Genomic DNA, 14,424 nt, shown 5'->3' on the forward strand with positions numbered 1-14,424 from the left:
ATCAGTGGGTTCCATAATGAAGGGCTGGGGGCTGTAGTTGTTCCTGGCCGGCAAACAGCGCCGGCTGCGCCCCCTGGCGGTAGAGCAGGCGTTCGGTACGGGGGTACTGGCCATACTCGCTGATGAAATTGAGCAGTTCGGTGTAGGTCTTGCTGCTCTGGCGCAGCGCCGCATCGCGCAGCAACGGCGAAAGGCGCTGATCCTGGCTGGCCTGCAACAGGCGCTGGTGGATGGCGCACAGGTACTCGGCGCTCTCCTGCGGCTGCTTGAGGCGCAAATGCAGGTCGGCCAGGTTGTGGTGCGAAATCACACAGGCGGCCACCGCCTCGTCGGCGTCCTGCCAGCGCTCGAACAACACCTGGGCCAAGGCCAGGGCCTGCAAGTACAACTCGCGGGCATCCACCAGATCGCCCTGTTGGAACAGGCGGTTGGCTATTTCAGTGGTGCGTTTCCAATGCTGCATGACAGAAACCTCCGAAGCGGTGGGCGGTGTCAGATACCGCCGGCCGTGAGTTTTTCAGGGTCGAGCAGGACTTCCAGCTGGCTGCGCGGCAGGTCGGTGTGTTCCAGCGCAACCTCGATGATCGGGCGCCCCTGCTTGTAGGCGGTCTTGGCGATTTCGGCAGCCTTCTGGTAGCCGATGATCGGGTTCAGCGCGGTCACCAGGATCGGGTTGCGCGCCAGGGCTTCCTTGAGCTTGGGTTCGTTGACCTTGAAGGTGGCGATAGCCTTGTCGGCCAGCAGACGGCTCACATTGGCCATCAGCTCGATGCTGCCAAGCAGGTTCTGCGCAATGATCGGCAGCATCACGTTCAGTTCGAAGTTGCCCGACTGGCCCGCCACGGCGATGGCCGCATCGTTGCCGATGACCTGCGCGGCCACCATGGCGGTGGCTTCCGGAATCACCGGGTTGACCTTGCCCGGCATGATCGAGGAGCCGGGCTGCAGCCCTTCAAGCTCGATCTCGCCCAGCCCGGCAAGCGGGCCGGAGTTCATCCAGCGCAGGTCGTTGGCGATCTTCATCAGGGCCACGGCGGTGGCCTTGAGCTGACCGGAAACAGCCACGGCGGTGTCCTGCGAGCCGATCAGGGCAAACAGGTTTTCCCCCGGCACGAACTGCACCCCGGTCAGGCCGCTCAGTTGCTGGCTGAAGCGCGCGGCGAACGCGGGGTGGGCGTTGATCCCGGTGCCCACCGCAGTGCCGCCCTGGGCCAGGGCCTGCAGGCTTGGCAGGGTGTCGTTCAAGTGACCGATGCCCGCCTTGACCTGTGCCGCCCAGCCGCCCAGCACCTGGCTCATGCGCACGGGCATGGCGTCCATCAGGTGGGTGCGACCGGTCTTGATGAACGGGTGCACTTGCTCGGCCTTGTGCTCGATCACCTGCACCAGGTGCTTGAGCGCCGGCAGCAGTTGTTCGTGCAGGGCCAGCGCGGCGCTCACGTGGATGGTGGTGGGGATGATGTCGTTGCTGCTCTGGCCGCAGTTGACATGGTCATTGGGGTTTACCGTGTCGCCCAGCACACGGCTGGCCAGGGTCGCGATCACCTCGTTGGCATTCATGTTGGAGCTGGTGCCGGAGCCGGTCTGGTACACGTCGACCGGGAAGTGCTGCATGAAATCGCCAGCCAGCAACTGTTCCACGGCGGTGACGATGGCAGCGCCCTGTGCCTGGCTGATCTGCTCCAGCTCGACGTTGGCCTTGGCGGCGGCGGCCTTGGCCAGCAGCAGGGCCCGGATGAACTGGGTCGGCATGCGCTGCTGGCTGATCGGGAAGTTGTTCACCGCGCGCTGGGTCTGGGCGCCATACAGGGCCTCGGCCGGCACCTGCAGCTCACCCATGCTGTCACGCTCGATACGGGTATTACTCATCATCAAGTCCTTGCATCAGTTCAGCGAAAGAAATCGAAGGCAGCAGCGTGCAGTTCGCCAGTTGCAAGGCGAAGGGCTGCCAGCGCTGGCCGTGCTCGCCGCCGTCGAGCTTGCGCAGCTGCAGCAGCGGCTTCCAGGCCTGGTCCAGGCACAAGCAACGCCAATGCCACGGCAGCATGCGGTCGCACGCGGTGTCGAGCAGCAGGCGGAAGGAAGTCAAGGCGACGGTCCAGGCCGAGGTCTCGGTGCAGCAGACCAGGTAGCGACCTTCGGCCAGGTAGTGTTCGATCAGGCGCGGCTCGTCGGGCTCGAGGGCACAGCGAATTCGCCGGCTCAGCCAGCGCCAGTTTTCGAGGTAGGGCAATTCGTGAAGGACAGGTCTCATGAACATCATCGCCTAGATAATGATAGTCATTATTAAGTGATAATCAGAATCAGTTCAAGTGCGACCAAAGGCGAAAAGCAAAAAGCCCGGCACGGGGCCGGGCTTCGATGTGTAACCTGAGGTGGCCCCTTCGCCGGCAACGCCGTCGCCTACGGGGACCGCGCACAGGCCGGCGGTGTCAGCTGCCGGCGACCGTCATGCGCTCGATCAGCACCGAGCCTGTGTGAATATTGCTACGGGTTTCAAGATCGTTGCCGATAGCGACAATCTGCTGGAACATGTCCTTCATGTTGCCGGCAATCGTGACTTCCTGAACCGCAAACTGGATCTCGCCGTTCTCCACCCAGTACCCCGCTGCCCCGCGCGAATAGTCACCGGTCACCATGTTCAAGCCATGCCCCATCAGCTCGGTCACCAGTAACCCGCGCCCCATGCGGCGCAGCAATGCAGCCTGATCTTCGACCCCATGCGTGACGAACAGGTTGTGCACGCCACCGGCGTTGGCGGTGCTTGGCAGCCCCAGCTTGCGTCCGGAATAGGTGCTCAGCACATACGACACCAGCTCGCCATTTTCGACGAACGGCTTGGCATAGGTCGCCAGGCCGTCCCCATCGAACGAGGCACTGCCCAGGGCACGCTGCAGGTGCGGCCGCTCATCCAGAGTCAGCCAGCTGGGGAACAGGCGCTGGCCCATGCAGCCTTCCAGAAACGACGACTTGCGGTACAGGTTGCCGCCGGAAATCGCCGACAGGAAACTGCCGAACAACCCGCCGGCCAGCTCCGCCGAGAACAGCACCGGTACCTCGCAGGTCGGCACCGGACGTGCGCCCAGGCGCGCCGCCGCACGCTGCGCAGCGCGACGCCCGATACTCTGCGGATCGGCCAGCAGCTCGCCCTGGCGGTTCACGTCATACCAGTAGTCACGCTGCATCTGCCCATCACCTTCGGCGATCATCACGCAGCTCAGGCTGTGGCGGGTGGAGGCGTAGCCACCGATGAAGCCGTGGCTGTTGCCGTACACCCGGCATCCCTGGTGGGTGCTGAGTGTGGTGCCATCGGCGTTCTTGATGCGGGCATCGGTGTCGAACGCCGCGGCTTCGCAGGCCAGGGCCTTTTCGATGGCCTGCTCGGGGGTGATGTCCCAGGCGTGATAGAGGTCGAAATCCTGCAGGTCACGGGCCATCAGGGCCGGGTCGGCCAGGCCCGAGCATTCGTCCTCGGAGGTGTGCTTGGCAATGGCCAGGGCCGCCGCCACGGTCTCGCGAATGGCATCGCTGCCACTGGCCGAGGTGCTTGCCGAGCCCTTGCGCTGGCCCACATACAGGGTGATGCCGAAGCCCTGGTCGCGGTTGAACTCCACCGTCTCCACCTCGCGCTGGCGCACCGAGGTCGACAACCCCTGCTCCAGCGATACGGCCACTTCGCAGGCGCTGGCGCCCTGGCGCCGGGCTTCGGCGATGATCTGTTCGACCTGTTCCTGCAACGCCGGCAGGGCCTGCGGACCTACGCTCTGGACTGCACTCATGGTTTTCTCCACTCAAATTCTGCGTTCGGCTCGGGTCAATCTACGACCGGACCGGACAAGCGGCCCCCGACTGGTTATCATGGCGGCGATTCTCAGCGGACTGCCCCCATGGTTGATTCTTACGACACCGCCTTCGACGGCGAAAAAAGCAAAACCCAAATCAAGCGCGAGATGCAGGCGCTGGTTGATATGGGCGAGCGCCTTACCACGCTCAAGCCCGATATCCTGGCCAAACTGCCCTTGACCGACGAACTGCGCGCGGCCCTGGAAGAGCACAAGCGGCACACCGCGAACGAAGCCAAGCGCCGTCACAAGTCGTTCATCGGCAAGCTGATGCGCGACCAGGACATCGACGCGATCCTCGCGCTGCTCGACCAGCTCGACGCCTCTTCGCGCCAGTACAACGAACGCTTCCACAACCTCGAACGCTGGCGCGACCGGCTGATCGGCGGCACCGACGACGTACTGGAGAAGTTCGTCCAGGAATACCCGGACGCCGATCGCCAGCAGCTGCGCTCGCTGATCCGCCAGGCCCAGCACGAGCTGGCGCGCAACAAGGCGCCCACCGCCAGCCGCAAGATCTTCAAGTACATCCGCGACCTCGACGAAATCCAGCGCGGCCTGCGCTGATTCTCGCCACCGGGCAGGCACCCTGCCCGCCCGGTTTCATGCTCATGCGCCCGTGCCACCCACGGTGATCGCATCGATCTTCAGGGTCGGCTGGCCAACGCCCACCGGCACCGACTGCCCATCCTTGCCACAGGTGCCCACACCACTGTCCAGCGACAGGTCGTTGCCGACCATCGACACCCGGCTCATGGCCTCGGGGCCGTTGCCGATCAGCGTCGCACCCTTGACCGGCGCGGTGATCTTGCCGTCTTCGATCAGGTAAGCCTCGCTGGTGGAGAACACGAACTTGCCGCTGGTGATGTCCACCTGGCCACCGCCGAGGTTGGCGCAGTAGATGCCACGCTTGACCGAGGCGATGATCTCCGCCGGGTCGCTTTCGCCGGCGCGCATGTAGGTGTTGGTCATGCGTGGCATCGGCAGGTGCGCATACGACTCGCGCCGCCCGTTGCCGGTGACTGCCATGCCCATCAGGCGGGCATTGAGCTTGTCCTGCATGTAGCCCTTGAGAATGCCGTTCTCGATCAGTGTGGTGCATTCGGTCGGGGTGCCTTCGTCATCCACGCTCAACGAACCGCGGCGCCCTTCGAGGGTGCCGTCGTCGACGATGGTGCACAGGCTGGACGCGACCTTCTCGCCCAGGTGGCCACTGTAGGCCGAGCTGCCCTTGCGGTTGAAATCGCCCTCCAGGCCATGCCCGACCGCCTCGTGCAGCAGCACACCGGACCACCCGGCGCCCATCACCACCGGCAAGGTGCCGGCCGGTGCCGGAATGGCCTCGAGGTTGACCAGTGCCTGGCGCAGCGCCTCGCGGGCAAAACCCATCACCCGCTCGTCGGTGAAGTAGCGGTAGTCGGTGCGCCCGCCGCCGCCATGCCCGCCACGTTCGCGACGGCCATTCTGCTCGACGATCACACTGACGTTGAAGCGCACCAGCGGCCGCACGTCGGCCGCCAGGCTGCCATCGGCAGCGGCCACCAGAATGCGCTCCCACACCCCGGCCATGCTCACGCTGACCTGCTGGATGCGCGGGTCCAGGGCACGCGTGGCCACGTCGACACGCTTGAGCAGCTCGACCTTCTCGGCGCGGCTGAGCACATCCAGCGGGTTGCCCGGCGCATACAGCGCGGTCACGTCCTGGCTCTTGAAGGCCTGCACGCTGCCATTCTGGCCGGCGCGGGAAATGGAGCGCGCGGCGCGTGCAGCGGAAGTCAGGGCTTCGAGGTTGATCGCGTTGCTGTAGGCAAAGCCGGTCTTTTCACCAGACTGGGCGCGTACCCCGACCCCCTGGTCGAGGTTGAAGCTGCCTTCCTTGACGATGCCGTCTTCAAGCGCCCAGGACTCTGAAATCTGGCCCTGGAAGTACAGGTCGGCGGCGTCGATTCCCGGCCCGGTCAACTCGCCCAGCACCGATTGCAGGCTGTCGAGGGTCAGGCCGCCCGGCGCCAGCAGGTGATCGCTGACAGTGGATAACAACTCGCTCATAGTCACTCCGAGGTGTGCGCAGGCCGCAATGCGTCCTGCGAAAAAAAGCGCCGGTGCGAGGCCACCGGCATCCGCGCCCGAATGGACGCCTGTTCGCTGCTGTCGCGGGGCGCCAGCAGCACCGCTTCACCGCTGGCCTGCTGGGCAACGATACGCCCCCAGGGGTCGACGATGGCGGCATGGCCATGGGTTTCCCGTGGCCCCGGGTGCGTGCCGCCCTGGGCGGCCGCCAATACGTAACACTGTGTCTCTATGGCCCTGGCGCGAATCAGCACGTCCCAATGGGCCGCACCGGTTACTGCAGTAAAGGCTGCCGGTGCACTGATCAGTTCGGCTCCGGCCGCACGCAGCGCGCTGTACAGCTCGGGAAAGCGCAGGTCGTAGCACACGCTCAGGCCCAAGCGCCCCACCGGGGTATCGGCCACCACCACCCGCGCGCCGTGGGCATAATCGTCCGACTCGCGGTAGCGGCCACGGTTGTCGGCCACATCCACATCGAACAGATGCAATTTGTCGTAGCGGGCCACCTGCTCGCCGTGCTCGTCGACCAGCAGGGAGCAGGCATGGGCTTTGGCCTCGGGCCGGTCGAGCGGCGGCAGCGGCAAGGTGCCCGCTACAATCCATAACCTGAGGTCGCGGGCCGCCTGTTTCAACCATGGCAGGATCGGCCCCTCCCCCAGCGCCTCGGCCCGGCCGATGGCGGCGCTGTCGCGCCGGCCCATGGCAGCGAAGTTTTCCGGCAGCACCGCCAGCCGCGCGCCCCCTTCGGCAGCCCGCTCCAGCAGGGCACGGGCCCGCGCCAGGTTGCCCGGCACATCGTCCTGGCTGACCATCTGAATAACCGCTGACGTCATGTCCATGTTCTAGCGCGACTTCTCGAAAGGTTTGATAAAGCTAATCTTAGGCTCTTTCCACGGGCCCTCGACGCGGTAATGCACACTGGCATAGCGCGCCACCCGATCCCCCAGCAGCCGGTCCACCAGGAACAGCGCCCCGCCCACCGCTGGCGCGCCCACGATCAGCGCCGCCAGGGGCAGGTTGTTGGTCACCGGCAAGGTCACCTGCAAGGTCGCATCGACCCGGTCCCGAACCATGTCCAGGGTGCCATCGAGCTCGAGGTTGCTGGACGGGCCGGTCAGGGTGATCGGCTCGCGCGTCACATACACGCCCTCGCTTGCCACCAGCAGGCCCTTGACCCGGTCGTAGCTCAGGCCCTTGTCGAGCAGGTCGGAGAAGTCCAGGCGCAGGCGTCGGCCGATCGAGTTGAAATTGAGCAGGCCGAACACGCGCAAGGCCTGCGCCCCGCCTTCCACTTCGACGAACTGCCCCTTGCGCAGCAAGGCATCGAGGTTGCCGGAGAAGTGCTTGAGGCTGACCCAGGCCGGCGACCCCTGCCAGCGTCCGTCCACGTCCAGGCGGAAGTCGCGGCTGGTCACCGTCGGCGCGAAGCCCCAGGCGGTCAGCACATCGGCCAGGTTCTTGCCTTCCAGGCGCCCCTTGTACCAGCTGTCGCTGCGCCCCGGCGTGCCTTCCCAGGTGGCGGTGCCATCGATCGCCAGGCCCTTGAGGTTCAGGTCCAGGTCGTTCAGGGCCACGCCCTTGGAGGTGGGACGGGTTTTCAGCGCGACGCTGCCGAGCAGATCATCGCCAAGGAACAGCCTGCCGATGCTCAGGTCGATCGCCGGGATCTTGCGCGGGTCGACATCGGCCAGCGGGTCCGGTCCGTCCACTGCGCTGGCGTCGGCCGGGTCGGACGGCGGCAGGTGGAGGGTCGGCAGGTTGATCACGATCGGGGCGCCCTTGGCATCGGGCAGGCGGGCCGTGCCGATGACCTCCTTGCTGTCCAGGCGCAGGTCCCAGAAGTTGCTCCCGCGGTCCAGGCGTACCACTGCCTGGTTGAGGGTCTGGCCAAAGCCCTTGAGCTGGCCGATGCTCACGTCCACGCTGTTGAGCACCTGCCGGGCATTGCCGCCCGGATCGTCACCGGCCATCTGCTCGAACTGCTTCTGCCAGGGCTCAATGTCCAGCTGGGCGAGCCGGCCACGCACCCGCAGGCCCTGACCGGCCGGCAGTTGCGCCGTGCCGTTGCCCAGCAGCAGCTCACCGCGCCCCTGGCCGAGCTTGCCGGCAGGCGCGGCATAGGCCAGCCTGGCGACGTCGGCGTAGGCCACATCGAAGCGCTGTTGCGGCCCTTGCAGGTTCATCTTGAACTGCGTGGCCCGGGTTTCGCTGACCGCCTTGCCGAACGGCGCCGGCAGGTCCACTTTCAGGCCCTTGAGGGTAGAGTCGATGCTCAGCTGGTTTTCGCGGCTACCGACACTGACCTGCAACTGGTAGGGGATTTCTCCGGAGGCTGGCAAGGGCTGGGTGAATTTCAGCCAGTCGGTCAGCGCCTTCAAGGCGATCTGGCCCTTGGCGGCGATACGGGTCTGCAGTTGCCCAGGCTGCCCCTCGGCAAAGATCTGTGCGCTGATGGGCTTGTCGAAGGCGCGCGCGGTGATGTTCTGGCCGCTGAGCCCCTTGTCGAAGTCGAAGCGGAAAGTGCCGTTCAACTGGCTCAGCTCCAGCGGCGGTTCACTCAGCTTCAGGCGCGCCTGTTCGGTGCTGAAATCCACCAGCACCTTGGGCTGCTGGCCGTGCTCCAGGGGGATATCGAGCTTGAGCTTGCCCTGCAGCGGGCCCTCGCCTTCCCAGCCGGCGAAGGTCGGGCCGGTACCGATCGGCGCGTCCTGCAGGATCTTCACCCCGTCGGCCAGGCGCCCGTCGAACTCTCCGTCCAGGTACAGGTGGGTATGCTCGCCTTCGTTCACATGGGGAATGTTCACGTCCACATTGCGCACCCGGGTGCCGAGCAACTGGCCGCTGCGCGCCTTGACCCGCACACCGGTGTCCTCGATGAACACGTCGCCATCGACCTTGCTCACGTGGGGCCAGCCGGGCTGGAAGTCCAGCTCGGCGTCATGCACCTTGAAGAACAGGCTGATGCTGCGCGACTCGGGGGTCGCGCCGTGGTGCAGCGAGCCCTGGTACTGGAAGTAGCCTTCATCCACCGCGCCCTTGAGGATTGCGGTGCGCAACCAGTGGTCCAGCGCAGGGCTGAGCACTTCGGGCAGGTACTTGGCGGTGTAGCGGCCATCGCCGTCGACCAGGCCCACACGCAGGTCCATGTAGTCTTCGCGTGCATCGTCGAACAGCAGCCGGATCAGGAAGTCGCCGGCAATCCTGCCCTCGTCACCCAGCACCTTAAGGTACGGCGCAACCAGGGTGAAACCCTCGGAGTCCAGTCGCCAGGTCAGGCGTGCATTGGCCTTCAGGTAATGCCAGGGGTCGGCGAAGATCGGCGTCAGGTGCAGCATGAACTTGTCGGTGTCCAGGCGCAGCTCGCCCTGGCCCAGGTCGCCGCTGATGCTGCCGCTGACATTCCCGGCAGCGGGGGCGCCGTGGTAGGCATTGAAGCCGACGCGGTCCAGGTTGGCTGCAAAGCTCAGGCGCTGATCGCCTTCGGCCCTGGGCCGCACGTCCAGGCGCACATTGCGCAGGCCGCCGGTGACCTTGAGGCCCTCGACCACGGCCATGCCCGCCTCCGGCAGCGGCGCGAGCGCCTGGATCAGTGGGGTCAGCGGGGTCAAATCGAGGCGGTCGGCCTGGATCGCCCACACTTCATCGGCCGGCTCGGTGGCGGCGCTCTGCCTGAGTTGAACGTGGGATTCCCAGCGGGTGTCGCCCAGGCTCATGGCCAGGGAATCGAGCACCACGTCAAAGCCCTTGTCGCTACGCCTGAACCAGGCATTGAGCGCCAGGTTCTCGACCTTTACCGCCTTGCGACCGGCATGCGCACCCTTGAGCTGGGGCGCGTTGAGGCGCAGCGTCGCGGTCTGCAACTGGCCTTTGCCCCACCCTACCCAGGCCTCGCCACCGGCACGCAGTTCGCTGGCCGTGTACGGGCCCAGCAGCCGCGCCGGCACCCATTTGGCCCAGTCGCTCTGTGGCAGGCTGAGGTAGGCATCCACCGCACCGTCGCGCCACTGGTCGGCGCGCACGCGGCTGCGCAGGCTCAGGCTCATCGGCTGGCCGTCGGGCAGGGTCAGGCGCGCATCCAGGCGCTGGCGCACGCTGCCGGTCTGCAGCCCGAGGCTCACATAGGTCAGGGTCATCGGCTCATGCGCGAACGGCTCCAGGGTCACCTGGCTGTCGAGCACCGACACCTTCGCCACCACCTGGCTGCGTTCGAGCAACTGCTGTACATCCAGTGGCTGATCGTCCTGCACCGGCAGACCCTTGAGGCTCCAGTGACCGTTTTCATCTTCGTGCAGGTTCAGTTGCAGGCCGCCCAGTTCGACCTGGGCCAGGCGGACCTGGCGCTGCATCAGGCTGGCCCACAGGTCGGGCACCACCTTGACCTCGTCCAGGCGCAAGGCGCCGGCGCCTTCGCCCAGCTGCACGTCGCGCACGCGCAACACCGGCGCAAGGCCGCTCCAGCGGCCTTCCAGGGCACCGATATGCACCGGCATGCCCAGTGCGACCTCGGCCTTCTGCTCCACCTCGGCGCGGTACTCGGCAACCAGTGGCACCAGCTCGCGGCCAAGGCTGACGTACAACGCCACCAGCACGGCAAGCAAGGCGCACAGGCCAAGCCCCCAACGGGTCAAGATGCCCAGAACGCGGATCAGACGCTCCATGGCAAGGGCTCCCCGTGTGGTCCGTTAACTATGGCCCGGTACGCGCAGTTTTCCAGCGCAGGGTAGGTTTCAACGCGAGTCAGAGCAGCACCACATCGTATTGTTCCTGGGAATACATGGACTCCACCTGGAAGCGGATGGTTCGCCCGATGAATGCCTCCAGCTCCGCCACGTTGCCCGATTCCTCGTCGAGCAGGCGGTCCACCACCTTCTGGTTGGCCAGCACCCGGTAGCCTTCGGCCTGGTAGGCGCGGGCCTCGCGCAGGATCTCGCGGAAAATTTCGTAACAGATGGTCTCAGGGGTCTTCAGCTTCCCGCGGCCCTGGCAACTGGCGCATGGTTCGCACAGCACCTGTTCAAGGCTTTCGCGGGTGCGCTTGCGGGTCATCTGCACCAGCCCCAGCTCGGTGATGCCGATGATGTTGGTCTTGGCGTGATCACGTTCCAGCTGTTTTTCCAGGGTACGCAGCACCTGGCGCTGGTGCTCTTCGTCTTCCATGTCGATGAAGTCGATGATGATGATGCCGCCGATGTTGCGCAGGCGCAGCTGGCGGGCAATCGCCGTGGCAGCCTCCAGGTTGGTCTTGAAGATGGTCTCTTCGAGGTTGCGGTGGCCGACGAAGGCCCCGGTGTTGACGTCGATGGTGGTCATCGCCTCGGCCGGGTCGACCACCAGGTAGCCGCCGGACTTGAGCGGCACCTTGCGCTCCAGGGCGCGCTGGATCTCGTCCTCGACGCCATACAGGTCGAAGATCGGCCGCTCCCCCGGGTAGTGCTCCAGGCGGTCGGCGATTTCCGGCATCAGCTCGGCGACGAACTGCGTGGTCTTCTGGAAGGTTTCCCGCGAATCGATGCGGATCTTCTCGATCTTGGGGTTGACCAGGTCGCGCAGGGTACGCAGGGCCAGGCCCAGGTCTTCGTAGATTTCGGTGGGTGCGCCAACGGTCTTGATCTGGGCCCCGATCTGGTCCCACAAGCGACGCAGGTAGCGGATGTCCATGACGATCTCGTCGGCGCCGGCGCCCTCGGCCGCGGTGCGCAGGATGAACCCGCCGGCGTCCTGGATGTTTTCCTGGGCGATGCAGTCGGTGACCACCTGCTTGAGCCGCTCGCGTTCGCCTTCGTCCTCGATCTTCAGCGAGATGCCCACATGGCTGGTACGCGGCATGTACACCAGATAGCGCGACGGGATCGACAGCTGGGTAGTCAGGCGTGCGCCCTTGGAGCCGATCGGGTCCTTGGTCACCTGCACCACCAGGCTCTGGCCTTCGTGCACCAGGGCACTGATGGTCTCGACACTGGCGCCTTCGCGCTGGGAGATTTCCGAGGCGTGGATGAACGCCGCGCGCTCCAGGCCGATGTCGACGAACGCCGCCTGCATGCCGGGCAGCACCCGCACCACCTTGCCCTTGTAGATGTTGCCGACGATGCCCCGCCGCTGGGTGCGCTCGACGTGCACCTCTTGAAGAACACCGTTCTCCACCACCGCCACGCGTGATTCCATCGGCGTGATATTGATCAGAATCTCTTCACTCATGGCAGGCTCTCGTCAAAGGTCTTCAGCTAATGATGGATCGCCCGGCGGTCGCTGGCGAGCAATTAAAGGGGTACGGACAGTTCCTCGCTCAACGGGGCGGCAGGCCTTGCCAGCAGGGAATGGCAAATTGCTCCAGCAGCTCGGCGGTTTCGCTCAGCGGCAAGCCGACCACCGCCGAGTAGCTGCCCTGCAGCGCCTTGACGAAAATTGCCGCCAGGCCCTGGATCGCGTAGCTGCCGGCCTTGTCCTGCGGCTCGCCGCTGGCCCAGTAGGCCAGGGCCTGTTCGGGGCTGATGGGGCGCAGGCTGACGCGGCTGGCAACGTTCACGCTCAGGCAGCGCTCGCCATCGGTCACCGCCACTGCCGTCAGCACGTCGTGCTCGCGTCCGGACAATGCGGCCAGCATGGCCAGGGCGTCGGCCTGCCCCTGCGGCTTGCCGAGGATCTGCCCGTCGAGCACCACCGCAGTGTCGGCGCCCAGTACCGCCAGGTGCCCTTCCACCCCGCTGGCGCGCAACACCGCCAGGCCGGCAGCCGCCTTCTCGCGCGCCAGGCGCTCGACATAGGCGTCAGCCGGTTCGGCATCCAGAGGGGTTTCATCGATGCTGGCGGCCACCGGGGTGAACGGCACGCCGATCTGGGAGAGCAGCTCACGTCGGCGTGGCGAACCAGAGGCCAGGTACAGCGGGGTCATGTGACGTCTCCGTGTCAGCGTCGGTGGGCAACGCGAATCAGTTGATACTCAGGCGTCGGCGCAGGCCGCGCAAGGCGAAGCTGATCCAGGGCCACAGCAGCGCACTGATCACCGCCGGCCACACCAGCGCCAGGGTCGGCTGGCGGTTGCCGGTCAGGGCGCTGAGCCACAGCTGAACCAGCTGGGCCAGGCCGAAGATCACCAGAATCACCAGGCTCTGCTGCCACATGGGGAACATGCGCAGGCGCTGCTGCAGCGACAGCACCAGGAAGGTGATAAGCACCAGCACCAGAGCGTTCTGCCCCAGCAGCGTGCCGTACAGCACGTCCTCGGCAAGCCCCAGCACGAATGCGGTGGTCATGCCGACCTTGTGCGGCAGGTGCAGCGTCCAGAAGGCCAGCAGCAGGGCCAGCCACAGCGGACGGAAAATCTCCATGAACGGCAGCGTGGGCCACACGCTCAGCAGCAGGCCGATCAGGAAGGTCAACCAGACCACCCAACCGTTGCGGCTACGGGTACTGCTCATCAGTGTCTCTCCCGAGAAGTGGCCGGGGCGGCTGCAGGGGCAGCGGGCGCGGCGGCAGGAGCAGGTGCAGGGGTTGGCGCAGGCGTGCCCGGCGCAGCGGGTGCGGCAGGTGTGCCCGGCGCGGCAGCCGGCATGCTGCCATCGATCGGGCTCTGCGCCTGGCGATCAGCCGCTTCCTGAGCCTGCGCGGCATCGGCGGCGCGCTGTTCGGGGGTACGGCTGTCGGAAAACACCAGCAGCATGTAGCGGCTGCGGTTGAGCGCCGCGGTCGGCACCGCCCGCACGATGGCGAACGGCTGCCCGGAGTCGTGGATCACCTCGCGCACCGTGGCCACCGGGTAGCCGGCCGGGAAGCGCTGGCCCAGGCCGGAACTGACCAGCAGGTCGCCTTCCTTGATGTCGGCGGTATCGGCCACGTGGCGCAGTTCCAGGCGTTCGGGATTGCCGGTGCCGCTGGCAATCGCGCGCAGGCCGTTGCGGTTGACCTGCACCGGAATGCTGTGGGTGGTGTCGGTGAGCAGCAGCACCCGCGAGGTGTACGGCATCAGCTCGACCACCTGGCCCATCAGGCCACGGGCGTCGAGCACCGGCTGGCCCAGCACCACGCCGTCGCGTTCGCCCTTGTTGATCAGGATGCGGTGGGTAAAGGGGTTGGGGTCGACGCCGATCAGCTCGGCCACCTCGACCTTCTCGTTGACCAGTGCCGAGGAGTTGAGCAACTCGCGCAGGCGCACGTTCTGCTCGGTCAGGGCCGCCAGCTTCTGCAGGCGACCTTGCAGCAGCAAGGCTTCGGTCTTGAGTTTCTCGTTCTCGGCGATCAGCTCGGTGCGGCTGCCGAACTGGCTGGCCACGCCCTGCCACATGCGTTGCGGGAAGTCGCTGATGGTATAGGAAGGCATCAGCACCAGCGCCATCTGGCTGCGCAGCGGCTTGAGCAAGGTAAAGCGGGCGTCCACCACCATCAGGGCGATAGACAGCACAACCAGCACAAGCAGGTGCACGCCCAGCGAAGGGCCTTTGGCGAAAAGCGGTTTAATAGGCCGCTCCTCGAAGATTCAGGGGGTCATTCATACGGCAACGCACCGGCCTGCTTGCAG

The 14,424-nt window shown here is 65.9% G+C and carries 12 protein-coding genes; 1 reads left to right on the plus strand and 11 read right to left on the minus strand.

Annotated features, from left to right (window positions below; translation table 11 throughout):
* Window position 1: 1 nt before the first annotated feature.
* From CR917_RS02730 to pmbA, 4 genes are all read right to left on the minus strand, one after another.
* Entirely contained in the window at window positions 2-463 is a 462-nt protein-coding gene (locus tag CR917_RS02730) for a tetratricopeptide repeat protein (RefSeq protein WP_043862465.1), read from the minus strand.
* 29 nt (window positions 464-492) lie between these two features.
* Window positions 493-1,869, minus strand: a complete 1,377-nt coding sequence (locus tag CR917_RS02735) for a lyase family protein (protein WP_058541428.1) — start codon at window positions 1,867-1,869, stop codon at window positions 493-495.
* Window positions 1,862-2,263, minus strand: a complete 402-nt coding sequence (locus CR917_RS02740) for a hypothetical protein (RefSeq protein ID WP_043862467.1) — start codon at window positions 2,261-2,263, stop codon at window positions 1,862-1,864. Before CR917_RS02740 ends, CR917_RS02735 begins: the two co-directional genes overlap by 8 nt.
* A 169-nt stretch (window positions 2,264-2,432) precedes the next feature.
* The gene (pmbA, locus tag CR917_RS02745; protein ID WP_043862468.1) at window positions 2,433-3,779 is read right to left on the minus strand and encodes a metalloprotease PmbA; all 1,347 of its coding nucleotides are present in this window, start codon (window positions 3,777-3,779) and stop codon (window positions 2,433-2,435) included.
* 108 nt (window positions 3,780-3,887) lie between these two features.
* Between pmbA and yjgA the strand changes: the two genes are divergently transcribed.
* Window positions 3,888-4,409: a ribosome biogenesis factor YjgA gene (gene yjgA / locus CR917_RS02750; RefSeq protein ID WP_043862469.1), complete on the plus strand. Its 522-nt coding sequence runs from the start codon at window positions 3,888-3,890 to the stop codon at window positions 4,407-4,409.
* A gap of 42 nt (window positions 4,410-4,451) precedes the next feature.
* Here the strand turns inward: yjgA and tldD are convergent, their stop codons facing one another.
* From tldD to mreC, 7 genes are all read right to left on the minus strand, one after another.
* Window positions 4,452-5,891 carry a metalloprotease TldD gene (tldD, locus tag CR917_RS02755; RefSeq protein WP_104571864.1) on the minus strand — a complete coding sequence of 480 codons (1,440 nt, stop codon included), beginning with the start codon at window positions 5,889-5,891 and terminating at the stop codon, window positions 4,452-4,454.
* Window positions 5,892-5,893: 2 nt separating this feature from the next.
* Window positions 5,894-6,745 (minus strand): carbon-nitrogen hydrolase family protein, encoded by an 852-nt coding sequence (locus CR917_RS02760; protein WP_054916383.1) that lies wholly within the window; start codon window positions 6,743-6,745, stop codon window positions 5,894-5,896.
* Between the two features lie 9 nt (window positions 6,746-6,754).
* Window positions 6,755-10,570 (minus strand): YhdP family protein, encoded by a 3,816-nt coding sequence (locus tag CR917_RS02765; protein ID WP_104571865.1) that lies wholly within the window; start codon window positions 10,568-10,570, stop codon window positions 6,755-6,757.
* 79 nt (window positions 10,571-10,649) lie between these two features.
* The gene (gene rng / locus CR917_RS02770; RefSeq protein ID WP_043862473.1) at window positions 10,650-12,107 is read right to left on the minus strand and encodes a ribonuclease G; all 1,458 of its coding nucleotides are present in this window, start codon (window positions 12,105-12,107) and stop codon (window positions 10,650-10,652) included.
* An 88-nt stretch (window positions 12,108-12,195) separates the two neighbouring features.
* Window positions 12,196-12,801, minus strand: coding sequence for a nucleoside triphosphate pyrophosphatase (locus CR917_RS02775; protein ID WP_043862474.1), 606 nt, complete (start codon window positions 12,799-12,801; stop codon window positions 12,196-12,198).
* 37 nt (window positions 12,802-12,838) lie between these two features.
* Window positions 12,839-13,327, minus strand: a complete 489-nt coding sequence (gene mreD / locus CR917_RS02780) for a rod shape-determining protein MreD (protein WP_043862475.1) — start codon at window positions 13,325-13,327, stop codon at window positions 12,839-12,841.
* Window positions 13,327-14,316, minus strand: coding sequence for a rod shape-determining protein MreC (mreC, locus tag CR917_RS02785; protein ID WP_370409067.1), 990 nt, complete (start codon window positions 14,314-14,316; stop codon window positions 13,327-13,329). The genes mreD and mreC overlap by 1 nt, the downstream gene beginning before the upstream one ends.
* Window positions 14,317-14,424: the final 108 nt, after the last annotated feature.

This window comes from Pseudomonas sp. BRM28 (assembly GCF_002939405.1).
Lineage (GTDB): Bacteria > Pseudomonadota > Gammaproteobacteria > Pseudomonadales > Pseudomonadaceae > Aquipseudomonas > Aquipseudomonas palmensis.